Source organism: Curvibacter sp. GW821-FHT01G03 (genome assembly GCF_059422285.1).
Genome location: NZ_JBWKWP010000002.1, coordinates 240672 through 266943, shown reverse-complemented (window position 1 = coordinate 266943; position 26272 = coordinate 240672). Strand labels below are relative to the sequence as shown.

General features: G+C 67.6%; 24 protein-coding genes. 8 read left to right on the top strand and 16 right to left on the bottom strand.

The genetic code is table 11. The annotated features are described in order from the left end of the window. Window positions 1–44: 44 nt before the first annotated feature. From AC07VS_RS03410 to AC07VS_RS03390, 5 genes are all read right to left on the bottom strand, one after another. A complete protein-coding gene (locus tag AC07VS_RS03410) occupies window positions 45–1148 on the bottom strand; it encodes an alpha-hydroxy acid oxidase (protein ID WP_494750225.1) in 1104 nt (367 codons plus the stop codon). Next, window positions 1133–1819: a Fe2+-dependent dioxygenase gene (locus AC07VS_RS03405; RefSeq protein WP_492346855.1), complete on the bottom strand. Its 687-nt coding sequence runs from the start codon at window positions 1817–1819 to the stop codon at window positions 1133–1135. Before AC07VS_RS03405 ends, AC07VS_RS03410 begins: the two co-directional genes overlap by 16 nt. A 12-nt stretch (window positions 1820–1831) precedes the next feature. Continuing rightward, window positions 1832–4084 (bottom strand): TonB-dependent receptor, encoded by a 2253-nt coding sequence (locus AC07VS_RS03400; protein ID WP_494750224.1) that lies wholly within the window; start codon window positions 4082–4084, stop codon window positions 1832–1834. A gap of 142 nt (window positions 4085–4226) precedes the next feature. Further along, entirely contained in the window at window positions 4227–5273 is a 1047-nt protein-coding gene (locus AC07VS_RS03395) for an extracellular solute-binding protein (RefSeq protein ID WP_492346853.1), read from the bottom strand. 156 nt (window positions 5274–5429) lie between these two features. Beyond that, the gene (locus AC07VS_RS03390) at window positions 5430–7046 is read right to left on the bottom strand and encodes an ABC transporter permease (protein ID WP_492346852.1); all 1617 of its coding nucleotides are present in this window, start codon (window positions 7044–7046) and stop codon (window positions 5430–5432) included. A gap of 52 nt (window positions 7047–7098) precedes the next feature. On the opposite strand from AC07VS_RS03390, the gene AC07VS_RS03385 reads away from it, so the two are divergent. Continuing rightward, complete coding sequence (locus tag AC07VS_RS03385) at window positions 7099–8160, top strand: ABC transporter ATP-binding protein (protein ID WP_494750223.1); 1062 nt, start codon at window positions 7099–7101, stop codon at window positions 8158–8160. 22 nt (window positions 8161–8182) lie between these two features. On the opposite strand, the gene AC07VS_RS03380 is transcribed toward AC07VS_RS03385, so the two are convergent. Next, window positions 8183–9442, bottom strand: a complete 1260-nt coding sequence (locus AC07VS_RS03380; RefSeq protein WP_492346850.1) for an MFS transporter — start codon at window positions 9440–9442, stop codon at window positions 8183–8185. A gap of 111 nt (window positions 9443–9553) precedes the next feature. Between AC07VS_RS03380 and AC07VS_RS03375 the strand changes: the two genes are divergently transcribed. Both AC07VS_RS03375 and AC07VS_RS03370 read left to right on the top strand, forming a co-directional pair. Next, entirely contained in the window at window positions 9554–10471 is a 918-nt protein-coding gene (locus AC07VS_RS03375) for an AraC family transcriptional regulator (protein WP_492346849.1), read from the top strand. Window positions 10472–10566: 95 nt separating this feature from the next. Continuing rightward, the gene (locus tag AC07VS_RS03370) at window positions 10567–12735 is read left to right on the top strand and encodes an FUSC family protein (RefSeq protein ID WP_494750222.1); all 2169 of its coding nucleotides are present in this window, start codon (window positions 10567–10569) and stop codon (window positions 12733–12735) included. 54 nt (window positions 12736–12789) lie between these two features. Here AC07VS_RS03370 and AC07VS_RS03365 read toward each other — a convergent pair whose 3' ends face one another. The 4 genes from AC07VS_RS03365 to clpB form a co-directional block, all read right to left on the bottom strand. Continuing rightward, the gene (locus AC07VS_RS03365; protein ID WP_494750221.1) at window positions 12790–14133 is read right to left on the bottom strand and encodes an amidase; all 1344 of its coding nucleotides are present in this window, start codon (window positions 14131–14133) and stop codon (window positions 12790–12792) included. Window positions 14134–14207: 74 nt separating this feature from the next. After that, window positions 14208–15095 (bottom strand): formyltransferase family protein, encoded by an 888-nt coding sequence (locus tag AC07VS_RS03360; protein ID WP_492346846.1) that lies wholly within the window; start codon window positions 15093–15095, stop codon window positions 14208–14210. Window positions 15096–15254: 159 nt separating this feature from the next. Continuing rightward, complete coding sequence (locus AC07VS_RS03355; protein ID WP_492346845.1) at window positions 15255–15611, bottom strand: hypothetical protein; 357 nt, start codon at window positions 15609–15611, stop codon at window positions 15255–15257. A gap of 108 nt (window positions 15612–15719) precedes the next feature. Then, entirely contained in the window at window positions 15720–18326 is a 2607-nt protein-coding gene (gene clpB, locus AC07VS_RS03350; protein WP_492346844.1) for an ATP-dependent chaperone ClpB, read from the bottom strand. Window positions 18327–18413: 87 nt separating this feature from the next. Here clpB and AC07VS_RS03345 point away from each other — a divergent pair, with 87 nt between their 5' ends. Continuing rightward, window positions 18414–19010, top strand: a complete 597-nt coding sequence (locus AC07VS_RS03345; RefSeq protein WP_494750220.1) for a hypothetical protein — start codon at window positions 18414–18416, stop codon at window positions 19008–19010. Between the two features lie 15 nt (window positions 19011–19025). On the opposite strand, the gene AC07VS_RS03340 is transcribed toward AC07VS_RS03345, so the two are convergent. Beyond that, entirely contained in the window at window positions 19026–19514 is a 489-nt protein-coding gene (locus AC07VS_RS03340) for a molybdenum cofactor biosynthesis protein MoaE (protein WP_031255025.1), read from the bottom strand. A 294-nt stretch (window positions 19515–19808) separates the two neighbouring features. Between AC07VS_RS03340 and dapA the strand changes: the two genes are divergently transcribed. Together dapA and AC07VS_RS03330 are read left to right on the top strand one after the other, a co-directional pair. Beyond that, window positions 19809–20723 (top strand): 4-hydroxy-tetrahydrodipicolinate synthase, encoded by a 915-nt coding sequence (gene dapA / locus AC07VS_RS03335; protein ID WP_494750219.1) that lies wholly within the window; start codon window positions 19809–19811, stop codon window positions 20721–20723. A gap of 187 nt (window positions 20724–20910) precedes the next feature. Continuing rightward, on the top strand, window positions 20911–22224 hold the full coding sequence (locus AC07VS_RS03330; RefSeq protein ID WP_494750218.1) for a DUF4397 domain-containing protein: 1314 nt from the start codon (window positions 20911–20913) through the stop codon (window positions 22222–22224). On the opposite strand, the gene AC07VS_RS03325 is transcribed toward AC07VS_RS03330, so the two are convergent. Both AC07VS_RS03325 and AC07VS_RS03320 read right to left on the bottom strand, forming a co-directional pair. After that, on the bottom strand, window positions 22212–23171 hold the full coding sequence (locus AC07VS_RS03325) for a methylglyoxal synthase (protein ID WP_494656377.1): 960 nt from the start codon (window positions 23169–23171) through the stop codon (window positions 22212–22214). The two genes, AC07VS_RS03330 and AC07VS_RS03325, sit on opposite strands and share 13 nt — an antisense overlap. 15 nt (window positions 23172–23186) lie before the next feature. Continuing rightward, window positions 23187–23414 carry a hypothetical protein gene (locus AC07VS_RS03320; protein WP_492346839.1) on the bottom strand — a complete coding sequence of 76 codons (228 nt, stop codon included), beginning with the start codon at window positions 23412–23414 and terminating at the stop codon, window positions 23187–23189. 99 nt (window positions 23415–23513) lie between these two features. Here AC07VS_RS03320 and AC07VS_RS03315 point away from each other — a divergent pair, with 99 nt between their 5' ends. Next, window positions 23514–23768 (top strand): hypothetical protein, encoded by a 255-nt coding sequence (locus AC07VS_RS03315; protein ID WP_492346838.1) that lies wholly within the window; start codon window positions 23514–23516, stop codon window positions 23766–23768. A gap of 21 nt (window positions 23769–23789) precedes the next feature. Then, a complete protein-coding gene (locus AC07VS_RS03310) occupies window positions 23790–24137 on the top strand; it encodes a hypothetical protein (protein WP_494656376.1) in 348 nt (115 codons plus the stop codon). On the opposite strand, the gene AC07VS_RS03305 is transcribed toward AC07VS_RS03310, so the two are convergent. Genes AC07VS_RS03305 through mobB form a run of 3 tightly spaced genes read right to left on the bottom strand, consistent with a single transcriptional unit; the run spans window position 24138 to window position 26214 of the window. Further along, window positions 24138–24401 (bottom strand): MoaD/ThiS family protein, encoded by a 264-nt coding sequence (locus AC07VS_RS03305; RefSeq protein ID WP_494750217.1) that lies wholly within the window; start codon window positions 24399–24401, stop codon window positions 24138–24140. Continuing rightward, window positions 24398–25669 (bottom strand): molybdopterin molybdotransferase MoeA, encoded by a 1272-nt coding sequence (locus AC07VS_RS03300; protein WP_494750216.1) that lies wholly within the window; start codon window positions 25667–25669, stop codon window positions 24398–24400. The genes AC07VS_RS03305 and AC07VS_RS03300 overlap by 4 nt, the downstream gene beginning before the upstream one ends. Next, window positions 25666–26214 (bottom strand): molybdopterin-guanine dinucleotide biosynthesis protein B, encoded by a 549-nt coding sequence (gene mobB, locus AC07VS_RS03295; protein ID WP_492346834.1) that lies wholly within the window; start codon window positions 26212–26214, stop codon window positions 25666–25668. Before mobB ends, AC07VS_RS03300 begins: the two co-directional genes overlap by 4 nt. Window positions 26215–26272: the final 58 nt, after the last annotated feature.

The following is a 26272-nucleotide window of genomic DNA, read 5'->3' as shown; positions in this document are numbered from 1 at the left end:
AGAACTCCGGATCGTAATGGCTTCGCGCCGCCAGTGCGCCGGCTTCAGTCGGATTCAGCAGGCAGGGCCGCCAGCCACCTCAGATGGTCGGGGCGGATGTCGGCGGGCGAACGGCAGCCGCAGAGGGCCAGGGCCATCTCGAACTCATCGCGCAGCAGGCGCAGCACATGGGCCGCGCCCATGGCGCCATGCGCCGCCAGGCCCCACAGGCAGGGCCGGCCGATCAGCACGGCCTGGGCGCCCAGGGCCAGGGCCTTGAACACATCGGTGCCGCGCCTAAGGCCGCCGTCCACCAGCAAGGGCACATCGCCCTGCAGCGCCTGCGCGACTTCGGCCAGGCATTCGGCCGTGGCTTCCTGGGTGTCCAGCACCCGACCACCATGGTTGCTGAGCACCAGGCCCGCCACGTTCAGCCGCGCCGCCTGGCAGGCATCGAGCGGGTGGGTGATGCCCTTGAGCAGCATCGGCAGGCGGGTGCGCTCTTGCAGCCAGGCCAGATCGTCCCAGCGCAAGGCGTGTTCAACGGTGCCGCCGCACAGGCCGGCCGCCGCCGCTGTGGCGGCTCGCCAGTGCGGTGTGACCAGGCTGGCGGGGGGCTGTGCCGCCAGGCGGCGCACGCGATCTCGGCTACCCTGCACCGGCGCGTCCACACTCAGCACCAGGGCCTCGTAGCCGGCGCGCTCGGCCTCGGCGGCCACCTCCAGCAGCCCCGCCCGGTCTGCGCCATTGGCCAACTGCATCCACAGCGGCCCGCGTTCGGGCTCAGCGCGGACCAAGGCAGCCACCTGCTGCAATGGGGTGGTGCTGTGCTGGCTCAGCACCAAGCCGCACTGCTGGCTGGCCGCTGCCAGGGCCATGCCGCGCTCGCCGTCAGGGTGAGCCCAGCACTGGTAGGCCATGGGGGCCACGATCAGGGGGGTGGACAGCTCGCGACCCAGCAGCGTCACGCGGGTGTGGCCTTGGCGCAGGTCCTGCAGCACCCGGGGACGCAAGCCCCAGCGGGCCCAGGCGGCCACGTTGCGGCGCTGGGTCGATTCATCGCCTGCGCCGCCATCGAAATAGGCCCAGGCCTCGGGCGTCAGGCGCTCCCGCGCCCGCAGAGCGTAGTCGGGCAAGGTGGTGGGCAGGGCCTTCAGGTCTGGGCCCATTGCCGCAACAGGTTGTGATAGACCCCGGTCAGGGCCGTGGTCTCGGGGGTCTCGCCCAACTGGGCGCGCAGCTTGAGCAGGTTCATGTCAAGGTCGAACAGGATGCGGCGCTGTTCATCGCTGCGCACCATGCTCTCGATCCAGAAGAAGCTGGCCACCCGGTGGCCGCGCGTGACCGGGGTGACCTGGTGCACGCTGGTGCCGGGGTACAGCACCGCGTCGCCGGCCGCCAGCTTGACGCCACGGCTGCCATAGGTGTCCTGCACCAGCAGCTCGCCGCCGTCGTACTCGGCCGGGTCGCTGAGGAAGACGGTGCACGAGACATCGGTGCGCACCCACTCCTGCGAGGCCTTGGAGTGCAGCACCGCCCCGTCCACATGCGGGCCATAGAAATTGCTGCCCCCGCCATAGCGGTTGAACAGCGGGTTGAAGATCTTGCGCGGCAGGGCCGCCGAGAAGAACAGCGGATCGCGTCGCAAGGCCCCGAGGATCAGGGCCTGCAGGGCATGTGAGGCCTCGCTGTCCTGTGCCAGCTGCTCATTGTTCTTTTGGGTCAGGGCCTGGATGCCCGCGCTGCTGCGCCCATCGATCCAAGGGGCCTCGTCCCCGAGCAGGGCACGGGCGGTGCTGAGCTCTTCGGCGCTCAGCAGGTTCTTGAGTTGCAGCAGCATGGACTCCCCAGGTCAGAACAGGGCCTTGACGCTCAACTCGATGCGACGCGGCGCACCGGGCACGTAAAAGCCTCGGTAGAGCTGGTCAGCATACAGTTTGTTGGTCAGGTTGCTCACGTTCAAGCGCAGCAGGGTGTTGCTGGTCAGGTTGTGCTCGACCATGGCATCGACGGTGGTGAAGGCCGGGGCCACGACGTTGCGGTTCTGGTCAGGATTCTGAGCCCCCCGGTAGTTCAAACCACCGCCGACACGCCAGCCCGGCAGCACGCGGTAGGTGCTCCAGAGGGTGGCGCTGTGCTTGGGCGTGAGGGCCGGGCGGTCACCCTGGCGCTGGGCGGCGCTGGTAGAGGCCACACTGCTCACGTCGATGCTGGCCGAGGGGATCCAGGTGTGGTTGTAGAACACCTCCCAGGCCGAGGTCAGGCGGCCGGCAAAATTGAACTCCATGCCGGTGGCATGGCGCTTGCCCGAGAGCAGGTATTGGTTGGCCGCCGTGTCGACGTCGGTGTTGCGCTCGTTGTACTTCTCGCTGCGGAACAAGGCCACGCCGAACAGGCCCTTCTTGTCGAACACGTCGTACTTGGCGCCCAGCTCGAAGTTGCGGCTCTTTTCCGGCGGGGTGTTGAGCAGCGTGGCGCTGGTGCCCGACAGGCTCAGGTTGACGGTGCCGTACTGGTAGGTGTCGCCCGAGGTGTTGTACGAGGTGCCGTACGAGGCGTAGTACGACGAGGTGTCGTTGGGCTGCCAGATGGCCCCCAGGCGCGGGCTCCAGAGGTTGTTGTCCATGCTGAAGCTGTTGCCGCTGGTGTCGCCATACTTGCCCATGAAGCGGTCGTAGCGCAAGCCGCCGACCAGCTTGATCTGCTCGGTCAGGCTCATGACGTCCTGGCCGTAGAAGCCCAGCGAACGGGCGCGGAAGGGCGCCATGGCGACCGAGCGGGTGTCCTGCACAGAGGCGCCGCTGTCGGGGTTGCCCACCGTGGTGGTGGGGGGCGTGGCCAGGCCGGTCGTGGCATTGTTGTTCTGCAGCGCACGCTGGTCGTAGTAATCGACGCCGCCCACCAGGCTGTGCTTGAGGCCGCCCCAGTGGGCGTTGCCGGTGTACTCGCTTTGCACCTGCAGCATGTTGGAGTCGTTGCGACGCGCCTTGAAGCGGCGGTTGAGCACCGTGCTGTCGCTGAGGCTGGACGCGGTGGTCACACTGCCCCAGCTGATGTTGCTGGCCAGCAGGTCACGCGAGTAGTGGCCATAGCGCAGCGTGGTCTTGATCTCGGCATCGCCATCGAGACGGCGCTTGTGGGTGACCGTGCCGTAATTGGACTCGGTGCGCAGGTAGTCGCTGGCCAGCCCGTAGTAGGCGGTGGCGTCGAGCACCGGGGTGATGGTGCCGCTGCTGTTGTTGCTGGCGGTGGTGCTGCCGTTGTTGATCAGCCAGGGGTGGTTGTACATCGGGCGCCCCTCGGTGCGCAGGTGGTACATGCCGATCGAGTACTCGTCGCGCTCGCCGATGCCCCAGCGGTAGGTGGGGGCCACGCCCTCCTTCTTGACCGTGGCGCCCCAGTTGTCGGCCTGTTGGCGCATGATGTTCACCCGGAAGGCCGACGACTCGCCGGTCTGGCGGTTGATGTCCGCCGAGACCCGGGCCGAGCGGCCGTTGCCCACCGTGGCGTTGATCTCGCTCTGGTCCATCAGGAAAGGCTGCTTGTTGACCTGATTGACCACCCCGCCAGTCGAGCCCTTGCCGAACAGCATGGAGGCCGAACCCTTGAGCACTTCGACCCGGTCGAGGTTGAAGGTGTCGTGCTGGACCATGGCGTTGTCATGCAGGCCATCGACATAGATGTCGCCGGCCTGCTGCAGCGAGAAGCCGCGGATGCGAACGTCTTCCTCACCGGTCTCGCCAGCCTGGAAGGTCACGCCCGAGACCGACTTCAGCACTTCGCGCAGATCATCGAAATTGCGGTCGTCCATGTAGTGCTCGGTCATCACCGTCACGGTCTGGGGAATGTCGCGGATGTCCTGGTTGCCCTTGGCGATGCCGGTCTGCTTGACGAGCAGGCTCTCCTTGGCAATGGTCGGGCCCTCCTTGGTGTCCTTGACGGTCACGGTGCTGAGGGACTTTTCCTCGCTCTGCGCCAGCGCCTGCTGGGCCGTGCCCAGCGAACCTGCCAACATGAGCGCCGCCAGGGGCAGCACCTTGCCGGGCACGGTGACGGCCTGACGCGTCGCAGCAGGCTGATTTCGGGACATCTTTTTGCGTTGCATGAAAACTCCAGTGTGTGGGTGGGCCCCAAGCCAAAGCCCAGGCCGACGGCTGACGACCCGCATTGCGCTGTGCAGTCGCTGGCTGATTTGAAAAATGGCGTGGCGCCCCCCGCAAGCGGCGGCCACAACCTGGGGAAAAGGGTCAGCGGTAGCCGACGCGGTCCAGCATCTGCTGCACCTTGGTCTGGTTCTGGCCAGCGGCACTCACCGGGATGACTTCGCTCTTGAACGTGCCGCCGCCCGCCATCGACCTGAGGGCGGCGTTGTCAAACTGCACGCCCTTGGCCACCGGCCACTCGTTGTTGCCATTGGCAAAGTGCTTCTGTGCGTCGGGGCTGGCCAGGTACTCCAGGAACTTGACGGCATTGGCCTGGTTCTTCGAGTAGCGGGCCACGGCACCGCCGGCCACGTTGACGTGCGTGCCCCAGCTCGACTGGTTGGGGAACACCACCCCCACCTTCTCCACCACCGCACGGTCTTCGGGGTTGCTGGAGCGCATCAGGCGGGCGTAGTAGTAGCTGTTGGAGAGGGCCACGCTGCATTCCCCACTGGCGACGGCGCGGATCTGGTCCGTGTCACCGCCCTGGGGGGAACGGGCCATGTTGCTGACCAGGCCCTGCAACCAGGTTTCGGTGGCCGCGGCCCCGATGTGCTCGATCATCGAACCAAACAGACTCACGTTGTAGGGAGAGGAACCGGTGGTGGTACAGAGCTTGCCCTTGAACTGGGGATCGGCGAGCTTTTCGTAAGTGTCGAAATCGGATTTGCGGTACTTGATCTTGTTGAAGACGATGACGCGGGCACGGGTCGAGAAACCGAACCAGGCGATGCCGCCATCGGCCTTGGGCTGGGCATGGAACTGCGCCGGGATCGCTTCTTCAAGCGTCTTGGAGCGGATCGGCTGGAACAGGCCGTCGTTCTCGGCACGCCATAAGCGGGCCGCATCCACCAGCAAAATCACATCGGCAGGCGAGGCGCTGCCTTCGGCCTTGAGGCGACTGAGGATGCCGGCGTCATCCGAGTCAACCCGGTTGATCTTGATGCCGGTGGCCTTGGTGAAGGCACTGTAGAGGGCATCGTCGCTCTGGTAATGGCGTGCCGAGTAGAGGTTGACCGAGCCCTCGTCCGCATGCGCGGACAGCCACGGCGCCGCAAGGGCCAACAAGAAGATCGGAAGGATGCGTCGCATGTGTGAGGGCCTCGCCAAGGTCAGCTCAGAAGGTGTCGATTCGGGTGAAGAAATTGCAATCACTTTGCGAATCAACGCAAAGGAAAGCAAATGCTATCACGAACAAGAATGATTCTCATGAAGATCAACACACGCGATACAAGGTGTTGCGCGAGACTAACGGCGGCGCAGTGTCCGGCTCAGCATGATCACCGGCACCAGGCCTGCCAGCACCAGGGCCAGGGCCGGCAAGGCCGCCTCGCCCAAGCGTTCATCGCGCGCCAGCTGGTGGGTGATCACAGCCAGGGTGTCCGTGTTGAAGGGCCGCAACACCAGGGTGGCAGGCAGCTCCTTCATGACATCCACCATCACCAGCAGGATGGCGGCCATCATGGGCTGGCGCAGCAGCGGCAGGTGCACCCGCCTGAGCAGGCCCCAGCCCGCCACACCCAGCATGCGGGCGCTGTCATCGAGGTGAACCGGCACCCGGCTGTAGCCGCTTTGCACCGATTGCAAGGCCACGGCCACGAAGCGGACCAGGTAGGCCCAGATCAGCCCCAGAAAGGTGGTGGTCAACAAAGACCCCACCGACCCTTGCGGCCAGCGCGACTGCACCCAGCCCACAGGCAGCAGAAGTCCGACCACGATCACGGCACCGGGCACGGCATACCCGAGGCCGATCACATAGGACAGTGAACGCATCTGGGTGCCGGGGTACAGGCGCGACTGGGCCGACAGCCACAGGGCCAGCAAGCTGGCCAGCACGGCGGTGCCCAGGCCCAATGCGAGGCTGTCAAAGGCCCAGCGACCGAAGCGCGCCCAGGGCAGAGCCACCTCGCCGGCGGCGTGCAGGGCGCGCAGCATGAAGCCCACCGGCAACACAAAGCCCAGCAGCACGGGCAGCGCGCAAAGGCCGATCGCCAGCCCGGCTTGCCACCCCCCCAGTCTGAGCACGGTCGAGCCTGCCGAAGCCCGGTCCAGCCGCTGGCTGGCAAATCGCAGGCGAGCCTGGGAACGTTGTTCCAAGGTCAACAACAGTGCCACGATCAGCAACAACACAGTGGCCAGTTGAGCCGCGGCAATGTGGTCCTCCATGACCAGCCAGGCCTTGTAAATGCCGGCGGTGAAGGTCTGGATGCCGAAGTAGCTGGAGACGCCGTAATCGGCCAGGGTCTCCATCAGGGCCAGGGCCGCCCCGGCCGCCATGGCGGGCCGGGCCATCGGCAAGGCCACACGGAACACCCGCCGGCCAAGCGACGCCCCCAGCAGGCGGGCCGCCTCCATCAGCAACTGGGCCCGCTGTGCCAGGGCCGTGCGCACCAGCAGGTAGACATAGGGGTACAAGGCCAGGATGAAGACGCCGATCGCGCCCCCCACGCTGCGGATGTTGGGCAGCAGGCGCCCCTCCAGGCCCCAGGCCGCACGCATCCAGGTCTGCAAGGGGCCACTGAACTGCAGGAAGTCGGTGTAGGCATAGGCCAGCACATAAGCTGGCATGGCCAGCGGCAGCAGCAAGGCCCATTCAAAGGTGCGGCGCAGCGGAAAGTCGAACAGGGACACCAGCACCGCGCAGAGGCTGCCCAGCAACACCACCCCGACACCCACCCCCAGCGACAGCAGCACGGTGGTGGCGGCATAGCGGGGCAACACTGTGTCCAGCATGTTGCGCAGCAGGTCGTGCGAGCCTTCATTCCACTGCAGCCAGGCCCCGATCACCACCAGCACGGGCAAGGCCAGCAGCAGGGCGATCCCCCAGAGAACGGCACGCGAGAAGAAGCCCGGACGAAAAATCATGCGGCATTGTAGGAGCCAATATCGCGGCCCATGGACTCCCTACAATCGCCCCATGTTTCTTGAAGTCCTTGATCTGGAGATCCGCTATCCTGGCCGCGAACACCTGGCGGTGGACCGCGCCAGCCTGGGCCTGAAGGCCGGCGAGATCGGGGTGTTGCTGGGCCCTTCGGGCTGTGGCAAGACCACGCTGCTGCGCGCCGTGGCCGGCCTCGAACCCGTCAGTGCCGGCACCATCCGGCTGGCCGGCGAGTGGGTCAGCGGCCAGGGCGGGCATGTGCCGCCGGAGGGCCGGCGCATCGGCATGGTGTTCCAGGACTACGCGCTGTTCCCCCACCTCAGCGTGGCGGACAACGTCCGCTTCGGACTGCACCGCCAGCCGCGGGCCCAGCAGGCCCAGCGGGTGGATGAGGTCCTGGGCCTGGTGGGGCTGCGCTCCAGCGCCCAGCGCTTTCCGCATGAGCTCTCGGGCGGCCAGCAACAACGGGTGGCCCTGGCCCGGGCCCTGGCGCCCAAGCCCCACCTGATGCTGCTCGACGAACCGTTCTCCAACCTGGATGTGGAATTGCGCGAGCGCCTGGCCCACGAGGTGCGCAGCATCCTCAAGGAAGCCCAGACCACCGCGCTTTTTGTCACCCACGACCAGATGGAAGCCTTTGCCCTGGGCGACCTGATCGGGGTCATGTCACAAGGCCGGATGCACCAGTGGGCCGACGCCGGCACGGTTTACCGCGAACCGGCCAGCCGCTTTGTGGCCGATTTCATCGGGCACGGGGTGTTCGCGCCCGGCCGCGTGCAACATCAGGCCGGCCAGCGCTGGATCGACACCGCCCTGGGGCCCCTGCCAGCCCCGGCGCACCGCGCCGACGGCCCCTGCGACGTGCTGCTGCGCGCCAGCGATGTGGCCTGCGACCCGGCCCCGGGTGCGCCCCAGGCCCAGATTGTTCGCAAACTGTTCCGCGGCGCCGAATCGCTGTACGAGCTGCGCCTGGCCGACGGCCAGCGGCTGCTGGCCCAGGTGCCCAGCCATCTGGAGCACCCTGTGGGCAGTTGGATCGGCGTGCGTGCCTGCCCCGCCCATCCGGTGGTGTTCGACCCCGTCGCCCCAGCGGCCTGAAACGGCCCTGCCCTCCCCGGGCTCAGGCCGGCTGCAGGCCCGCTGCAGTGCGGCGCACCCGCCGCACATTGAAGGCACTGGCGATCAACACGGCCTGCACCACGGCCAGGCCCACCAGCACGCTGGTGTACTGCCCATGGTCCATCATCCGACCAAACACCAGCGGCGAGATGGCCTGGCCGATGTCCAGCCCCGCGTACACCACCCCATAGACACGGCCGGTGGCGTTCTCGGGCGTGGAGCGCTTGACCAGCAGATCGCGCGAAGGGCCGGCAATGCCATTGGCAAAGCCCATGAAGCCGAACAGCACCGGCACCAGGCTGGCCGGCACCGGGGCCAGTGCCAGGCTGAGTGCCACCAGGGCCGCCAGGCCGATGCCCACGGCCACGATGCGCTCGCAACGCGTGGGATCGGAGGCCAGAAAGCCCCCCAGCACCATGCCACCGGCGCTGGCCACCATGTAGATGGTCAGGCACACCGCCACCAGGGTCACGGGCACGGCATGCAATTGCCGGGCGGCCTCCGGCGCAAAGGTCTGCACCACGCTGAGCGCCATGGCATAGAAGAGGAAGAACGCGAAACACATCCACACCGCTGGGATGCGCAAGAAATCGAGGCCGCCAGCCGCCGCAGCGGTGCTCTTGGCCGAGGAAGAGGATGCAGGCTTGGGCACGGCTGCGGCGCCGGGCAAGCTCAGCACCTCACGGTTGAACCACAGCACGGCCAGCACGACCAGCGCCAGCCCACCCGCGCTGGCCAACGCCACGCGCCAGGAAAAAGCCATGGCCAAGGGCACCACCAGGGCCGGGGCCAGCGCCCAGCCCAGGCTGCCCGTGATCCCGTGCACGCTGTAGGCATGACCCAGGCGGGTGGTGGCCACCTTGCGGTTGAACAAGGTGTAGTCCACCGGGTGGAACACCCCGTTGCCCATGCCGGCCAGCACGGCACAACACAGCAGCATCCAGTAGCTGGGCGCCGCGGCATAGCCCAGCAGGGCCACACCCAGCAGGCCCAGGCCGGCAAACAGCACCGGGCGCGGGCTGTAGCGGTCGACCACAAAGCCCGACAGCGCCTGCACGATGCATGACACCACGAAGAACACCGTGAGCACAAAACCCAGCTCGGTGTAACTCACGCCAAAGGCGTCCTTGAGCCAGGGAAACAAGGGCGCCAGCACCAGCTGGCTGAAATGGCTGATGCCGTGGGCCAGACCCACCAGGCCGATCAGGGTGGCATCCTGACGAACAGTGGGCACGGGCAAGGCGTGGGCGGTAGTGGACATGAAACAGGCTCCCGAGTGGCTTGACGAGGGTCATGTTAGGGGGAGCGCGCTCGTCTTGTTGACGATGAAAAGACATAATCCATCGAAATTAAGACAAATCAGCCCGCCGACATGCCCGCCACCCGACGCCCCCTCACCCGACGCAGCGCCCTCCGGCCGGTGGCCGTGCGCCCCGCCGGCGACGTGGTCGACAGCCTTACCCCACACCTTTACCTGCCCACGGCGGATCGGCCGTTGCGCGCCAAGATGCGCCACCTTCAGGCCGAGACCAAGGTGGTGCCGCACCACCATGAGTGGCCCCAGCTGACCTTCTCGCTCAATGGCGTGTGCCGCCTCAGCACCGACGACGGCACCTTCATCGTGCCGCCCTCCCGGGCGGTCTGGGTGCCGGCGGGCATGAGCCATTCGATCAATGTGGTGGAAGACGCCGACTTGCACACCCTCTACCTGCACCACCTGGCGGCCCCGCAGCAGGCCCCCTGGCAAGGCTGCGTGGTGATCGAGGTCACCGAGCTGATGCGCGCCCTGGTGCTGAGCCTGGACACCCACTCCGACGCCCAGCTGAGCCGGGTCGAGCCAATCAGGCAACAGGCGCTGCTGCAACGCGAGCGCCTGATCCAGCCCCTGCTGTGCGATGAACTGCTGCAGGCGCCGCAGATCCGCATGGGCGTACCCCTGCCCCCGCGCGAGGGCGGCGACAAGCGCCTGCGGGCCCTGTGCGAAGCGGTGCTGAGGGCCCCGGGTGAACGGGCCACGCTGGCCGAGTGGTCGGCCAGCGTGGGCGCCAGCGAGCGCACCGTGGCTCGCCTGTTCCGCGAGCAACTGGGCCTGAGCTACCAGCAGTGGCGCCAGCAGGCCACGCTGGCCTATGCCCTGCCCCTGCTGGCCCGCGGCCAGCCGGTGAGCCTGGTGGCGGCCGCCAGCGGCTACGCCAGCGAGAGTGCTTTCACGGCCATGTTCCGAGCCGCCATGGGACAGCCCCCCAGCCACTTCAGCGGCAAGGCCCGAAGCAGCCCAGGCGTGGCCTGAAGGCGAGCCGTTCATCCGGTTACATCCTCACAGACAAGGCCGCCGGCTCACGCTATGCTGCCGCAGGTCTCCGACAGCCCCCTCTTGCCTTGCCCATGCGTTCTTTCTACCCCCTGACCTGGCTGCTCCGCCTGCCCCCCCATGTTCTCAACGGCCTGGGGGTGGCGCTCGGCATCGGCCTGATCCAGTGGCTGTTCGGCAGCCAAACCACGCTGCACCTGGCGCAGTTGGCCAGCAGCGGCGCGGTGTTCTCCAGCCTGGCCGATGTGCCCACCACACCGCGGCGCTCGCTGCACCGGGTGCTGTTGGCGGCCGCCCTGGGCGCCCTGGCCACCTGGACGGTGGCCGCCCTTGACCCCTACCCCAGGGTGCTCGGCCTGGCCATCATGGGCCTGGTGTTCCTGGGCATGATGACCCTGGCCTGGGGCCCCCGGGCCGGGCCGGTGTCGTTTTCGGCCGTGCTGGCCATCGTCTTCACCATGGGCATGCCCCCGGGCACCCCACCCGGCGAACTGCTGCTCTGGACCCTCGCAGGCTCGGCCGTTTACCTGGTCTGGGCCCAGGTCCTGGTGCGCCTGCTGCAACCGCGCTACCGCAGCCTGGCCCTGGCGACGGCACTGGACGCCACGGCCCAGTTGCTGCGCTCAAGGGCCGGGGTGGTGGAAGGGGCCGCTGAGACCGACCAGGCGCGGGACTCGCTGCAGACCTGGGTGCGCGACGAAGCCGTGTTGGCCGAACGCCTGCAGGCCGCCCGCGACCTGCTGTTTGCCGCCCCGGATTCGGCCCGCGCACGCCGCGACACCGGCATGCTGCTGCGGGCCATCGACCTGCGCGACATCCTGCTGGCCAGCCGCCTCGACCTGGAGCTGCTGGGCAGCGACGAACTGGCCCTGCAGGTGCGGGCCGCCCTGGCAGCACGCCTGCGGCACCTGGCTTACCGGCTGGACCAGGCCCAGGCCGGTGTGCGTGGCCTGCCGCCCCCGGATGAAGACGAGCCGCCGCTGCGGCTGGCCTTGCGCGACCAATTCATGACCCACCCGCTGTTGCAATCGGACGACGTGCGGGCGCGCCTGCTGCCCGCGCTGGTGAACCGGGTGCAACACCTGGCCGATGACGTGGACGCCATCCATGCGCTGCTGCGCCAAGGCGACGGTGAACTGCCACTGACACGCAAGGAACTGCAACTTTTCGTGGCCCCCGAAGGCTGGCCGCTGTCGGCCTTCAAGCCCCATCTGAGCCTGGCCTCGCCCGTGCTGCGCCACGCCCTGCGGGCCGCGCTGGCGCTGGGCGCGGCCTACTACATCGCACTGGCCCTGCCCTGGACCGCGCACCCCCAATGGCTGGTGTTGAGCGTGGCCGTGGTGCTGCGTGGCAACCTGGAACAGACGCTGTCGCGGCGCAACATCCGGGTGCTGGGCACCTTGCTGGGCTGCCTGATCGTGATGGGGCTGGCCCATGTGCACGCCCCCTGGGTGCTGACACTGGCCTTTTTGATGGCCGTCGGCCTGGCGCACAGCTTCGCCGTGGAACGCTACCTGGTCACCGCCTCGGCGGCCACGGTGATGGCGCTGTTGCAGGCCCATCTGGCCCACCCGGCGATCGGCTTTCCGATTGCCGAGCGCCTGGGCGACACCCTGCTGGGCGCCTTGATGGCCTGGGCTTTCTGCTTTGTGCTGCCCTCGTGGGAGCGGCGGGCCCTGCCCCGCGCGCTACCGCGCCTGCTGCTGGCGCTGCGCGCCTATGCCCATGCGGCACTGGCCCCGCACGACCCGGCCCACCCCGAGCGCACGGTGGCCCAGCGCCTGGCCCGGCGCCAGGCCTACGACGCCCTGAGCCTGCTGGCCACCGCGCTGCAACGCAGCAGCTTCGAGCCGCGCCAGGTGCAACTGCCGCTTCAGCCCCTGACCCGCCTGCTGGACCACGCCCAGCGCCTGATGGCCCACTTGTCGATGTTGCGCATGATGCAGTTGCGCGAGGGCTCCGAGTTGCAACGGGCCCAAGCACAGGCCGCCGTGCAGGCGGCCCAGAAGACACTGGACACGCTGCTGACCCCAGGCCAACGGCCACCGGGCAACAGCGAGGTGGAAACCCAGGTTGAAGCAGCCGCCCTGGACGCTGGGCTGGACCTGCTGCCGGAAAAACCGCTCAGTGAGGACGTGCTGCCCTGGATGAACCGACGCCTGCAGGTGGCCCTGCGCGATGCGGCGCGGGTGGCGTCATCGGCCCGCGAGGCGCTGGGCGAACTGCGCCGCCCGCCGGGCTGAAAACGCACCAGGCGACGCTGACAAGCCTGGCGCCCAAAGGCACCTCAAGGCGCCTCAGGCCAGCGCCTGCTCCACCGCCAGCGCCACGCTGGCCAGGCGCGCATCGTCGCCGCGCACCGAGGCCAGCATCAGCCCCACCGGCAGCTCGCCCGCGGGCTGGCAGGGCAGGCTGAAGGCACAGCCATCGAGGTAGTTGAAGGCAAAGGTGTTGCGCAGCAGCAGGCCATTGGCCTTGAAGAAGGCCTCGTCAGACGCCACCAGCTCGTCGATGGCCGGCGCCAACACGGGCACGGTTGGGCACAGCACCGCGTCAAAGCCCTCCAGAACCGCCTCCACCCGGGCGATCCAGTCAGCTCGGTGGTCCTGCATGGCGATGTACTCGCGGGCCGTGACGGGCGCCCCCAACTCGATGCGGGCGGCCACGCGGGGGTCGAACTGCGCCCGCGCCCGGGCCAGGCGCTGGTGATGCACGGCATAGGCCTCGACCGGCGAGAACCCGCCGGGCGCATTCAAGCGCGGGATCTCGGCCAGCTCGCTCAGGGGGATGTCGATCAACTGAGCGCCAGCCGCCGACAGCCGCGTGAGCGCACGGGCATGGGCCTGGGCCACTTCGGGCGCCAGGCCATCGAGCAGCACGGTCTGCGGCAGGGCCAGACGCAGGCCGGCCAGCGGGCGCCGTTGCACGGGCAGCGGCGCACCGGCCAGCACAGCATCCACCGTGAGGCAGTCGGCCACGCTGCGGGTCATGGCGCACACGGTGTCCAGACTGCGCGACAACTCCAGTGCGCCCTGACGTGGCACGCGCGACTGCGTGCTCTTGAAGCCCACCAGGCCGCACAAGGCCGCAGGAATGCGGATCGAGCCGCCAGTGTCCGAGCCCAGGCCCGCCACGGCCAGCCCCAGGGCCACCGAGACGGCGGCCCCCGACGAAGAGCCCCCGGGAATGCGCGCCACCCCGGCATCGGCCGGGTTGCGTGGCGTGCCGTGATGGGGGTTGATGCCCACACCCGAGAAAGCGAACTCGGTCATGTTGGTCTTGCCCAGCAGCGCCGCACCGGCGTTGCGCAGCCGGGCCACGGCCGGCGCGTCTGCACCGGCCGCAGGCTCGCCGCGGCAGACCACCGAGCCGGCCAGCGTGGTCTCGCCGGCCACGTCGTACAGGTCCTTGATGCTGACGGGCAGGCCCGCCAGGGCCGGCAGGGCCACACCGGCAGCGCGCTGCGCATCCGCGTGGCGGGCGGCAGCCAGGGCGGCCTGGGGGTACAAGGTGGTGAAGACGCTGGCTGCCGCCGGTGCAGCCGCGGCCTCCAGGGCGCCGGCCACCAGGGCCTCGCAACTGGTTTCGCCGCGCGCCAGGCGGGCCTTGAGAACGGGAATGGTGTCGGTGATGAAGCGCATGGGCCCCTCGCAATTCAGCCAGCGGGCATTATCGGGCGGGGTGGGCCGTGCTGCAGCCCGGGCCCACAGAGCTTTCAGCGCGCCGGGGTCTCGGTCGGTGTGCCCGGGGCCAGCAGGCTCCACTCCAGCAGCGCCACATACCCGTCGCGACAGGCCAGCACCAGCCGGGGCCCGTCGCTGTGCACCACGGCCCCGGGCGGAAAACGATGCCCTTGCTTCCAGGCCGCGGCGCGGCGCACATGGAAGAGCACGTTGTTGACCCTCGCCAGGCATTCAAAACGGCCAAAGGCACGCAACTGGGTCTGCAACTCGTCCACACCACGTTCGAAATCCAGCAGGCGGTCGTCGTCGCTCCAGAGCTTCACGTAGTGCCCCTCGCCTTGGGGCTGGGCCTGCGCCCACAGGGCGTCCAGATTCATCGCCACGGCCGTGGCCAGTTGCCCGGCGGCGATCTGGGTCTTGAGGTCCAGGCTCTCGTGACACTCGTCGTCGGTCAGCTCGAAGCTGCGGCTGGCCAGCACATCGCCGGCATCAAACTCGTGCGTGACCTGGTGGCAGCTCACAGCCCAGCGCTTTTGCCGGTCCAACAAGGCCTGCACCAGAGGATAGGGTCCACGGTAACGCGGCAACGGCGAGGGGTGGAAGTTGATGGCATAGCGCAGATAAGGCGCCCAGTCACCGATGCGCCACTGGTAGCTGGCCAGCACTAGCAGCTCGCAATCGCGGGCCTGCAGATCGGCCATGGCGGCCGGGTCCAGCGGCGAGAGCTGGATGTCCAACCCCAGGCTGCGGGCATAGGCGATGGTGGCCTTGTTGTGGGAGATGCGTTCGTCGGTGGGGGCGGTGAACAGCTTCACCGGCTGCCAGCCTGCCTCGACAAAGGCCTTGAAAACACCGAGGTAACGGTCGGTGGCCGTGATGGCAAAGCGCCGCGCTGGCATGGGCTTCCTGGGCTGGTTCAAGGGTGCGCCAGCCAGCAGGCGCCACCTGACCGGTGGCGGCCCCGGGGGCCGGTTTCACCATTTTGAAAGCCGCAGGTAAAGCCTGATTGAGGTTTTGGTAAACGGCTGGTAGCCCTGGCTGGCACCGGAACGCCGAGCCGCTCAGGCCGCCCAGGCGGTTCAGCGCGGCGGCAAGCGAGGGCTGCGGTCGCCCAAATCAGTCACTTCGGTCACCTCGATGATCTCGCGCACCTCGACGTCGGTGACATCGGCCGGGGCGCGACGCCCCGCCCCGCCTGCCCCGGCTTGGCCCCGCCGCAGCACGTCGCCAAACTGCTGGCCCAGATCAAAGCGCCGCACCCAGGGCGTGACAGGGCGCCCAGTGAGCCGGGCCCAGCCGGCCCGCAGGGTCCAGGCCAGGGCCAGCAAGGCCATGGCCGCGAGCAGGCTGAGCACCAGCACCAGCGCACCGGCCACCAGCAGCAGGCGCAACAAAAGACGGGACAAAGTGGCCAGGGCCTGGTTGAGTCCGGACATGGGTTCCTTTCAAGACGAAAAGCCCGACGCGCCAGGCGCGTCGGGCTGTGCATGGCTCAGATAGAGCCGAAGCCTCAAAGTTCAAGCGGTCGCGGGACGGCCCCGCGGTCAGGCCGCGCTGGCCGCACCGAAGTGGAACACCCCGGGCGCCTGCACCGGATCGACGTCGACCGGGATCACGCTCTTGGGTGCAAACTTGCCTTCCAGCAGCAACTTCGACAGCGGGTTCTCGATGCGCTGCTGGATCGCACGCTTGAGCGGCCGGGCACCAAACACCGGATCGAAGCCCACCTTGGCCAGTTCGGCCAGTGCCGCGGGCGACACCTGCAAAGTGAGGTCCATCTTCTGCAGGCGGGCCTGCAGGATCTGCAGCTGGATGCCGGCAATCGATTCGATGTGCTTGGCATCGAGCGCATGGAAGACCACGGTCTCGTCAATGCGGTTCAGGAACTCAGGGCGGAAGTGGTTCTTCAGTTCGTCCCACACGGCGTCCTTGATGTCGTCATACGACTGCCCCACCATGGCCTGGATGTGGTGCGAGCCGATGTTGCTGGTCATCACGATGACGGTGTTCTTGAAGTCCACGGTGCGGCCCTGACCATCGGTCAGGCGGCCATCGTCGAGCACCTGCAGCAGCACGTTGAACACATCGGGGTGCGCCTTCTCGACCTCGTCGAGCAGCACCACGCTGTAGGGCTTGCGACGCACCGCCTCGGTCAGGTAGCCCCCTTCTTCGTAGCCCACGTAGCCCGGAGGCGCGCCGATCAGGCGGGCCACCGAATGCTTCTCCATGAACTCGCTCATGTCGATGCGGATCAGGTGCTCTTCGGAGTCGAACAGAAAACCCGCCAGCGCCTTGCACAGCTCGGTCTTGCCCACGCCCGTGGGGCCCAGGAACAGGAAGGAGCCGGTGGGGCGGTTGGGGTCGGACAGACCCGAACGTGAGCGGCGGATGGCATTGGCCACCGCACTGATGGCTTCGTCCTGGCCCACCACACGCTCGTGCAGCTTGTCTTCCATCTGCAGCAGCTTGTCTTTCTCGCCCTGCATCATCTTGGACACCGGGATGCCGGTGGCACGGCTCACCACCTCGGCGATCTCTTCGGCACCCACCTGGGTGCGCAGCAGGCGTGGCGCGCCCTGGGTGGCGGCCTTGCCGGCCTCCTTGTCCTGGGCTTCCTTCAGCTGCTTTTCCAACTCGGGCAGCTTGCCGTACTGCAACTCGGCCACCTTGTTGAAATCGCCCTTGCGGGTCAGCTCCTCAATCTGCTGGCGCAGCTTGTCGATGGCTTCACGCACCTGCTGGCTGCCCTGAGCCTGGGCTTTTTCAGACTTCCAGATCTCTTCGAGGTCGGCGATCTCTTTTTGCAGCTTGGCAATCTCTTCCTCGATCAGCTCCAGGCGCTTCTGCGAGGCCTCGTCGGTCTCTTTCTTCATCGCCTCGCGCTCGATCTGCAACTGGATCATGCGGCGGTCCAGCTTGTCGATGGCTTCAGGCTTGGAGTCGATCTCGATCTTGATCTTGGCTGCGGCTTCATCGATCAGGTCGATGGCCTTGTCGGGCAGGAAGCGGTCGGTGATGTAGCGGTGGCTCAACTCGGCCGCGGCCACGATGGCCGGGTCGGTGATGTCCACACCATGGTGCACCTCGTACTTTTCTTGCAGGCCGCGCAGGATGGCGATGGTGGCCTCGACGGAGGGCTCGCCGACCAGGATTTTCTGGAAACGGCGCTCCAGCGCAGCGTCTTTCTCGATGTACTTGCGGTACTCGTCCAGGGTGGTGGCGCCCACGCAATGCAGTTCGCCGCGGGCCAGCGCTGGCTTGAGCATGTTGCCGGCGTCCATGGCGCCCTCGGCCTTGCCGGCGCCCACCATGGTGTGCAGTTCGTCGATGAAGACGATGGTCTGCCCCTCGTCCTTGGCCAGTTCGGTCAGCACGTTCTTGAGGCGTTCCTCGAAATCACCGCGGAACTTGGCGCCGGCCAGCAGCGAGGCCATGTCCAGCGACAGCACACGTTTGCCCTTGAGGGAATCGGGCACCTCGCCGGCCACGATGCGTTGCGCCAGCCCCTCGACGATGGCGGTCTTGCCCACGCCGGGCTCGCCGATCAGCACCGGGTTGTTCTTGCTGCGGCGCTGCAGCACCTGGATGGCGCGGCGGATCTCGTCGTCGCGGCCGATCACCGGGTCGAGCTTGCCCTGGCGGGCCCGCTCGGTCAGGTCGAGGCAGTATTTCTTGAGGGCCTCGCGCTGGCCCTCGGCCTCGGGGCTGTTGACGTTCTGGCCGCCGCGCACGGCCTCGATGGCCGACTCCAGGCTCTTGCGGGTCAGGCCATGGGTCTTGGCGGTGGCGGCCAGATCGATCTTGCTTTCGGTCAGGGCCAGCAGAAACAACTCGCTGGCAATGTACTGATCGCCCCGTTTGAGGGCTTCTTTTTCGGTGGCCTGGAACAGCACGGCCAGGTCACGGCTGACCTGCACCTGCTCCTGGCCCTGCACCTGGGGCAGGCGCTTGACGGCCGCCTCGGCGGCACTCAGCAGGCCGGCCACGTTGACACCGGCGCGCTGCAACAGGGCTTTGGGGCCGTCGTCCTGACGCAGCAAGGCCACCAGCAGGTGGGCCGGTTCGATGTAGGCATGATCGTTCCCCAGGGCCAGACTCTGAGCCTCGCCAAGGGCTTCTTGAAACTTGGTGGTGAATTTATCGATTCGCATGGGTGATCTCCAGTTGATCAGCAACTTGTGCCCAACAGGCTTATTTCAAGGGCCGGCCGCCGCCTGGGTGCTGACTAAAATCAAAGCATGGACATCCACCAACTGTCGCTTCAGTACCAGCGCGAGCAAGACCGCATCCTGATGCGCTTCAACACCACCTCGCGCGAGGAGTTGCGGCTGTGGCTGACCCGCCTGCTGCTCAAGGGCTGGTGGCCCCTGTTGCTGGGCGAGGTGCCCGCACCAGCCGAACCTGGCACGCCACAGGCGAACGCAGGTGCTGCAGGACTGGCGCAGGCGCAGGACGCGGCCCCCATTCAGGCCATGCCGGCGCCCACGCCCCACGCTGACTATGGCCAACCTTTTCGGGCTGATTACGTCACCCTGCCGCTGGGCGAGGCGCCTTTGCTGGTGACCGAGGTCAGCCAGCAGCGCCGCGGGGACAAGCTGGCCATCTCGTTTCTGGAGCGACTGGACCCGCAGACCCCTGGCCGCACCGTGGATGTGGAGTTCGAGCCCGGCCTGCAGCAAGGCCTGCGCCAGTTGCTCATCCTGACACTGGGCCAGACCGACTGGAACCTGCCCGATACACCGCTGAAACCACCCGAGGCCGCCACCGCCACTGACACCGGCCCGGCCGATAACGCGTTAAGCCCCTCACACGGCCGCTCAGGCTACCTGCACTGACGAGGCCCGAACCCCTCAGGCATTGCGCGCTTCGATGCCCCAGCGCGCCAGCGCAGCGTCGTCGCTGACACGGGCATCCACCCACTGCGCCCCCTGGGGGGTTTGCTCTTTCTTCCAGAACGGCGCCTGGGTCTTGAGGTAGTCCATCAGGAACTCGCAGCCCAGAAAGCTCTGCCCCCGGTGCGCCGAGGTGACCGCCACCAGCACGATCTGCTCGCCGGGCTGCAACAGGCCCACGCGGTGCACCACCCGGGCGCCATACAGGTCAAAGCGCTGGTGGGCCTGGTCGATCATGGCCTCGATGGCGCGCTCGGTCATGCCGGGGTAGTGCTCCAGCTCCATGGACAGCACGGGCGCGCCGTTGTTGCCCTCGTTGCCGCCACGCACGGTGCCCACAAAACTGCACACCGCCCCCACACGCCGGTCATGGGCGCGCAGCGCGGCCAATTCGGCAGAAACATCAAAGTCGGCGGTCTGGATGGCAACACGGGGTAATCGGCTCATGGTCGGTATTTTGGCACCGCAGGCAAGGCCCCGGCGGCGGCGTTTATACTGCGCCGATGTTCACCGCCCCAGCCCAGCCTGCCACCGAGCGCCGCGCGCCCGGCGCGCCCGCTCAGGCCTGCGGCGTGAACAAAAGCAAAAAACCCCAGCTCATCTGACCGGAGCTGCGGTTCCGTCCTCGGATGAGCGATGGAGCCGCACGGCAAGAGCCCACCCTGTTTTTTGCCCCGTCCCTGTTGCGCGTTTCGAGGCCGGTTCACCCCCGGGTCTTCAACCTTTGCCAAGGAAACACGCATGCCATCACCCACCCGCCAGACCCCGCCCGAGCCCGCCACGGCCCATCCCCCCTTCCAGGGTCTTTGGCTGCCCCTGATCACGCCCTTCGATGAATCCGGCCAGGTGGACCACGCCAGCCTGGCCACCCTGACCCGGCACTACAGTCAACCGACGCAGGGCCTGAATGGCCTGGTGGTGTGTGGCTCGACCGGCGAGGCCGCCTCGCTGACCGAACAGGAGCAGGAGGCCGTGCTCGACACCGTGCTGGCCCACACCTCGCTGCCCGTGGTGATGGGGCTGACGGGTTACCACCTGGGCCACACCCTGGAACGTGTGGCCGCCCTGGCCCCGTACCCGCTGGCCGGCTGGCTGGTGCCCGCGCCCCATTACATCCGCCCCTCCCAAGCGGGTCTGCAGGGCTGGTTTGAACGCATCGCGGACCAGGCCCGGGCGCCACTGATCGTCTACGACATCCCCTACCGCACCGGCTCCACGCTGAGCCTGGCCACCCTGCTGGCCTTGGCGGAACACCCCCGCATCCAGGCCATCAAGGACTGTGGCGGCGACCCGGCCAAGACCCAGGCCCTGATCGAGGACGGCCGGCTGCAGGTGCTGGCGGGGGAAGACGCCCAGATCTTCACCACCCTGGCCCTGGGTGGCCACGGCGCCATCGCGGCCAGTGCCCATTGGCAGACCGCGCGCTTTGCACGCCTGCTGGCCCTGTTGGCCGCATCCGATCTGCAGGCCGCGCGGGGGCTGTGGCAAAGCCTGCTGCCCATGATCCCCCTGCTGTTCGCCGAGCCCAATCCTGCCCCGATCAAGGCCTTGCTGGCCGCACAAGGGCACCTGCAGCCCCATTTGCGCGCGCCCATGACGGCGGCGTCGCCCGCCTTGGTGCAGCGCCTGCTGGCGGTGGACCGGACCGCGGGCTGAACAGGGCCGGCTTCACACAGCTTCACCCGGGCGACATGTTGCAGGCGAGGGGTTCACAAAACCTCACCATGATGACATTCGCTTGTGACGGGGCCCGTCGAAGATCGCGATACGCAGGCGCCAAGGGCCAGAGCCGGCGCTTTGGCCCTTGGCGCCGACACCGTGTCCCCTCTTTCGAAGCCTACGCATGAAACCCTCTCCAAGCTTTTCACTTGCCCCCCACGCACTGAGCCGCCGCAGCTGGCTGATGGCCCTGGGCAGTCTGGGCATCGCACCTGTGCTGACCGCCTGCGGCAGTGGTGACGACGGCAGCTCCAAGATCCGGGTGATCAACGCCACGCAGGGCCTGAGCGCGCTGGACGCCTACCTGGACACCACCTCGATCGCCAGCAGCGTGGCCAGCGCAGCTGCCAGCAGCTACTACGGCGCCGACCCCGACACCTACACCCTGGGCCTGCGCAGCGCGGGCGGGGCCGTGAACAGCCTGGAGTCGTCGCTCACCCTGAGCAAAGACACCTCCACCTCGGTGGTGGTGACGGGCACCCAGAGCGCCCTGAGCACCACCCTCTACACCGAAAACGAAAGCACCCCCAGCAGCGGCTACGCCAAGCTGCGCCTGATCAACGGCTTGCAGACAGGCGATGGCGTCGACGTCTACATCACCACCACCAGCACCACCAGCCTGGACAATCAGTCGGCCGCCATCAGCAACGTGACCGAAGGCGGCACCAGTTCGTTCAGCAAGGTGAGCAAGGGCACTTACAGCCTGTGGATCACCGGCAACGGTGACACCAGCGACCTGCGCGCCTACGTGGCCAGCATCACGCTGTCGGACCAGGGCATCGATACCTTTGTGCTGATCCCCACCAACAGCACCACACTGGCCAGCGTGCTGCGCCTGCCGCAAAAGGGCACCAGCACGACCTATGCCTGCACCCTGACCCGGGTGCGTTTTGTCAATGCGGCCTCGGCCTCCGCGTCGGCCCAGGCCACGCTGGACGGCACCGCGGTCTCGAGCGCGACCATCGGGGCCTATGGGGTGTCGTCCTACTCGCAAGTCACGGCGGGTTCACGCCTGGTGGGCTTCACCCTCAGCGGCAGCACGGTCAGCAGCCAGATGACGCTGGTGGCCGGCGATGACATGACCGTGGCCCTGGCCTTGGACAGCAGCGGGGCCTACACGGTGGTGAGCTTTGTGGACAACAACTTCCCCTCGACCTCCAGCACCAAGTCGAAGATCCGCCTGGTCAACCTGGCCGCCACGGCGGGCAGCGCGCAGCTGACCTACAACGGCGGCTCGCTGCTGGCCGACTACACTGCGGCCAACAGCGCCTCCAGCTACACCAGCTTCACGGCGGGCGAATACGATTTCGTGATCAGCGCCAGCGGCGGCAGCACCCAGACGGTGGCCAGCTACACCAGCGTGGCGGGCGTGGTGTACACCGCGTTTGCCTTCGGCACCAGCGCGGTCAGCAAATTCACGATGCGTCAGGACGGCTGAATCCGCTCCAGGCCCTGGGCCCAGAGGGCCGCCATGGCCGGTGAGTTCAGGCAACTGCAACGGGCGCCTGCGCTCCAGACGGCCCGCTCCATCAGCTGGATGTCGGCCTCGTGCTGGCGAGCCACGTGGGGGTCTTCAAAAAAGATCACCTTCTGGCAGGCGCCATCCAGCACCAGCTCGGCAATCTGGGCATCGCCCCCCAGGGGGCCGCTCTGGTAGCGGGTGACCCAGGGCTGACCCGCGGGCCAGCCGCGCGACCAGGCCAGCTCATTGAGCAGGCCACCCGTGGTGCCGGTGGCCACACGCGATTCAAAGCGCGACAGCAGATCAAAGTGCTGGCCGGCGAAGTCGACCATCTGGGTCTTGCGGGCATCATGGGCGATCAGGGCCAGGGTCTGGTCCGCCGGGTCCAGCTCGGCCACCGCCGTGGCCCCCAGGCGCTCCGGTGCCAGGCCAGCCACCAAGGCCTCCACCCAGACCCACTCCAGGGCACCCGCCAGGGTCGGGACGAAGGGCTTGCCATGGGTGACACATTGCCGCTTCAGGGCCTGGGCCTCCGGGAAAGTGGACGAAGGGTCCACCGGGTCCATCAAAAAAATCACGCCGTCCAGCGACTCCCCCGGGGTCAGCCCCCCTGCGATGCGCGAAACCACCCGCATGAGCCCACCTTCACGCCCATTGGGCAGGCGGTGCAGGCCGGGGTAATCCACCAGCAGTTCTTCATTCAGCAAAGCGTCAAAAGCCGCCCCGACCGTGACCAGTTGCAGCCCCAGTTGCCGCACCAGGTCTTCGCTGCTGCGTGCCCATTGGGCCAGCGCGCTGTCGCTGCCCGTGCGGTGCAGGCGGTGCGCAATGAGGCCAAAGCGGCGCTGGCCTGAGACGGCCTGCTGCCAGGACTGCAGCGGCGCCGGAACAGGCCGGGCCTGGAGAGAGGACGATTCGGACATGGGGCACCTCCGGGGTCAGGGCGCGCGGTGCAGGCGCGGCGCCGATTGCAATGCGATCTGTTCCACCAGCACCTCGGCCACATTGGGCAGCCGCGGCGCACCCGGCGCCAGCAAGGCGGCCTGCAGGCGTTGGAGGTCGGCCACGGTGGGGGCCACCTTGATCTGGCCGATGGCGGCCTGGGCATTGCCGCTTTTGAGCAGCGCCATCACCTTGAGGGTCCATTCGTTGTTGTTTTTGGCCATGGGTTCCTTTCGCATCGATCGAGTTCTTTCCTGCGGCGTGGCGTTCGGGCACGCAAGATTGCTTTAGCATTCGGCAGCACTGTAACGCGCACACGCCCCATGGCCACACAAACCATCACCATCGACGGCTACAAGCTGTTCCCCAACCCGCGCAATGTGCACCGGGTGGTCTTTGAGCACCAGCTTTTCGTGCCCTACCCCTACGCACTGATCGACCTGCCCAGCTTTGACCTGGCGGGCAAATACAGCCTGTTTGCCGCCTGCCGCCTGGAGGACATGAAGATGGGACAGATGGTGACCTTTGAACTGCTGGCCGATCAGGAGCGTTTTGAACGCCGCTTCGTGCCCGACTGAGCTGTGCCCCACACCCATCCCATGACCGAAGACGACAACCAGATCATTGTCCCGCCCTCGTTCATCGCCGTGTACAGCGATGCAAGACAGCGCCTTAGCGAGCCCGCGGCCGTGGTGCGCCAGCGCTATGAGCTGTGCGAAGACCTGGCCTGCCAGTTGGTGGGCCACGCCCAGACCCTGTACCACGCCGAGGCCCCCTCGGAGTCGGGCATTCTGCGCAGCATCCATGCCGGCCTGAGCAACCCGGAATCCGGCTTTTCGGGCGCTGAGGCCACCTGGGTGGTGCTGCGCCTGGCCGAACTGCTGGAATGGGCCAGCCCGGCACTGGCGCCCACGCCTACCCCCTTGGCGGACGCAGAGCCGTCCTGATCAGCCGCCGGTGACCGGCGGAAAGAAAGCCACCTCGGCCCCTGCCACCAAGGGTGTCGACTCGTCGCGCAGATCCTGATTCAGCGCCAGCCGCACCGGGCGCTGGCGGGCCAGCGCATCCGCATAGGCACCGCCCCGCGCAATCAGTTCGTCGCGCAACTCGCCCAAGGTGGTGGCGCAGGTGCGCACCGTCTCGTCACCCCGGCCCAGCGCCTCGCGGATGGAGGCGAAATAGCGCACGCGCAATTCGAGTTCAACGCTCATGACAGCAGCTCCGTGAACGAGACAAAGGCCACCAGATCGCCCGGGGCGATGGTGGTGCCCGCGGGGTTGTCAACCAGGCCATCGCCCCAGACGGCCGAGGTCAACACCCCCGAACCCTGGTGGGGGAACAGGTCCAGCCCGCCCTGCGGGTTGCGCCAGACTCGCAGGAACTCGCGACGCTTGTCGGCCTTGCCCCAGGAGAAATGGGCCGGCAGGGCCACCGTCTTGGGCCGGACCTCCTGCACGCCTTGGAGGCGCAACAGAAAGGGGCGCACCAGCATCAGGAAGGTGACATAGCTGGACACCGGGTTGCCCGGCAGCCCGACAAAGTGGCTTTGGGCGACGCGGCCATAGGCAAAGGGCTTGCCGGGCTTGATGGCCAGTTGCCACAGATGCAACTCGCCCAGCGACTGTACGGCCGGCTTGACGTGGTCTTCCTCCCCCACGCTGACGCCGCCGCTGGTGAGGATGAGATCGTGCCCCTGAGCCGCCTCGGCCAGGGTCTGGCGGGTGCGCTCAAGTTGGTCGGGCACGATGCCGAAGTCGGTGACCTCGCAGCCCATGCGCAGCAGCAGGGCCCGCAGAAAGAAGCGGTTGGAGTTGTAGATGGCGCCGGCTGGCAATTGTTCGGGCGGCACATCGCCCGGCATGACCAGCTCATCGCCGGTCGAAAACAAGGCCACGCGGGGGCGCCGCGCCACCTGCAAGCGGGCCCGTCCGACGCTGGCGGCCAGGCCCAGGCTGGCCGGGCTCAGGCGCTGCCCTCCGGCGAGCACCACGGCGCCCAGTTGAACGTCTTCGCCAGAACGGCGGATTGCCATGCCGACGCGAACCGCCTTGGTAAAGCGGACCTGGGGCGCCCCTTGCGCGTCCGCGAGGGCTTCACAGTCTTCCTGCATCACGACGGTATCGGCACCCGGGGGCACCGGCGCCCCGGTGAAGATGCGCGCGGCCGTACCGGGCTGCAAGGGCACGGGCACCTCGCCCGCGGCCACGCGCTGCGACACCGGCAGCACCGTGCCTGCCGTGCCGGCGTCGGCGGCGCGCAGGGCATAGCCGTCCATGGCGCTGTTGTCATGCGGAGGCACCTGCAGCGGGGAGACCACCGATTCGGTCAGCACACGGCCGTCGGCCTCGAAGGTGGACACGCACTCGTCCGGCCAGGCGGCGTCATCCAAAGGTCGGGCATGGCCGAGCAACTCGGCCAGCACGTCATCAAGCGGGCGCAGCGCTTTGGCAGGCTGCAGGGCGACGGTGGATGCGTTCATGTTCGGTTTTCGAAAGAGTATTCAAAGCGGTCGCCATTGTCGACCAGCCAGGCGGCCACCGCCTCGGCTTGGTTGAGGTCGAGCACCGGGCGCCCAGTGGGCTCGGGCAGTTCCGCTGCGGGCACGTCCGTGGCGATGGCCACGATGAAATCGTCTTCGGGGTAACGCACGGGGTGGCCAGCGAAGTCCCCCCCGGGTGCACGCCAAACCTCGACCTTGAGCAGATCGCTTTCCTTGAAGCCCTCTACCAGCACCCAGTCCACCCCGTCATACAGCTCGGCCAGCATCTGATGCACCGACAGCCGGTAAGGCTGCTCGTACTCGCGCATCAGCGCCAGACGGTGCTCGCTGGCCACCACCACCTCGAAGGCACCGGCCTGGCGATGGCGCCAGCTGTCTTTACCGGGGTGATCGATGTCGAAGCGATGGTGCGCATGCTTGACCACCGACACGCGCAGCCCGCGCTGGCGCAAGGCTGGGATCACGCGCTCCAGCAGCGTGGTCTTGCCCGAGCCCGAATAGCCCGCAAAGCCGACAACTTTCATGCAAGTCTCCTGGGTCTGCCGCACGGGGATGATGGCCGTGGGTCAGAGCTGTTGATAG

Bases quoted from the DNA above. Each gene is read 5' to 3' on its own strand.
- AC07VS_RS03410 (WP_494750225.1), bottom strand. From the start codon at position 1,148: ATGGGCCCAGACCTGAAGGCCCTGCCCACCACCTTGCCCGACTACGCT.
- AC07VS_RS03405 (WP_492346855.1), bottom strand. From the start codon at position 1,819: ATGCTGCTGCAACTCAAGAACCTGCTGAGCGCCGAAGAGCTCAGCACC.
- AC07VS_RS03400 (WP_494750224.1), bottom strand. From the start codon at position 4,084: ATGCAACGCAAAAAGATGTCCCGAAATCAGCCTGCTGCGACGCGTCAG.
- AC07VS_RS03395 (WP_492346853.1), bottom strand. From the start codon at position 5,273: ATGCGACGCATCCTTCCGATCTTCTTGTTGGCCCTTGCGGCGCCGTGG.
- AC07VS_RS03390 (WP_492346852.1), bottom strand. From the start codon at position 7,046: ATGATTTTTCGTCCGGGCTTCTTCTCGCGTGCCGTTCTCTGGGGGATC.
- AC07VS_RS03385 (WP_494750223.1), top strand. From the start codon at position 7,099: ATGTTTCTTGAAGTCCTTGATCTGGAGATCCGCTATCCTGGCCGCGAA.
- AC07VS_RS03380 (WP_492346850.1), bottom strand. From the start codon at position 9,442: ATGTCCACTACCGCCCACGCCTTGCCCGTGCCCACTGTTCGTCAGGAT.
- AC07VS_RS03375 (WP_492346849.1), top strand. From the start codon at position 9,554: ATGCCCGCCACCCGACGCCCCCTCACCCGACGCAGCGCCCTCCGGCCG.
- AC07VS_RS03370 (WP_494750222.1), top strand. From the start codon at position 10,567: ATGCGTTCTTTCTACCCCCTGACCTGGCTGCTCCGCCTGCCCCCCCAT.
- AC07VS_RS03365 (WP_494750221.1), bottom strand. From the start codon at position 14,133: ATGCGCTTCATCACCGACACCATTCCCGTTCTCAAGGCCCGCCTGGCG.
- AC07VS_RS03355 (WP_492346845.1), bottom strand. From the start codon at position 15,611: ATGTCCGGACTCAACCAGGCCCTGGCCACTTTGTCCCGTCTTTTGTTG.
- clpB (WP_492346844.1), bottom strand. From the start codon at position 18,326: ATGCGAATCGATAAATTCACCACCAAGTTTCAAGAAGCCCTTGGCGAG.
- AC07VS_RS03345 (WP_494750220.1), top strand. From the start codon at position 18,414: ATGGACATCCACCAACTGTCGCTTCAGTACCAGCGCGAGCAAGACCGC.
- AC07VS_RS03340 (WP_031255025.1), bottom strand. From the start codon at position 19,514: ATGAGCCGATTACCCCGTGTTGCCATCCAGACCGCCGACTTTGATGTT.
- dapA (WP_494750219.1), top strand. From the start codon at position 19,809: ATGCCATCACCCACCCGCCAGACCCCGCCCGAGCCCGCCACGGCCCAT.
- AC07VS_RS03330 (WP_494750218.1), top strand. From the start codon at position 20,911: ATGAAACCCTCTCCAAGCTTTTCACTTGCCCCCCACGCACTGAGCCGC.
- AC07VS_RS03325 (WP_494656377.1), bottom strand. From the start codon at position 23,171: ATGTCCGAATCGTCCTCTCTCCAGGCCCGGCCTGTTCCGGCGCCGCTG.
- AC07VS_RS03320 (WP_492346839.1), bottom strand. From the start codon at position 23,414: ATGGCCAAAAACAACAACGAATGGACCCTCAAGGTGATGGCGCTGCTC.
- AC07VS_RS03315 (WP_492346838.1), top strand. From the start codon at position 23,514: ATGGCCACACAAACCATCACCATCGACGGCTACAAGCTGTTCCCCAAC.
- AC07VS_RS03310 (WP_494656376.1), top strand. From the start codon at position 23,790: ATGACCGAAGACGACAACCAGATCATTGTCCCGCCCTCGTTCATCGCC.
- AC07VS_RS03305 (WP_494750217.1), bottom strand. From the start codon at position 24,401: ATGAGCGTTGAACTCGAATTGCGCGTGCGCTATTTCGCCTCCATCCGC.
- AC07VS_RS03300 (WP_494750216.1), bottom strand. From the start codon at position 25,669: ATGAACGCATCCACCGTCGCCCTGCAGCCTGCCAAAGCGCTGCGCCCG.
- mobB (WP_492346834.1), bottom strand. From the start codon at position 26,214: ATGAAAGTTGTCGGCTTTGCGGGCTATTCGGGCTCGGGCAAGACCACG.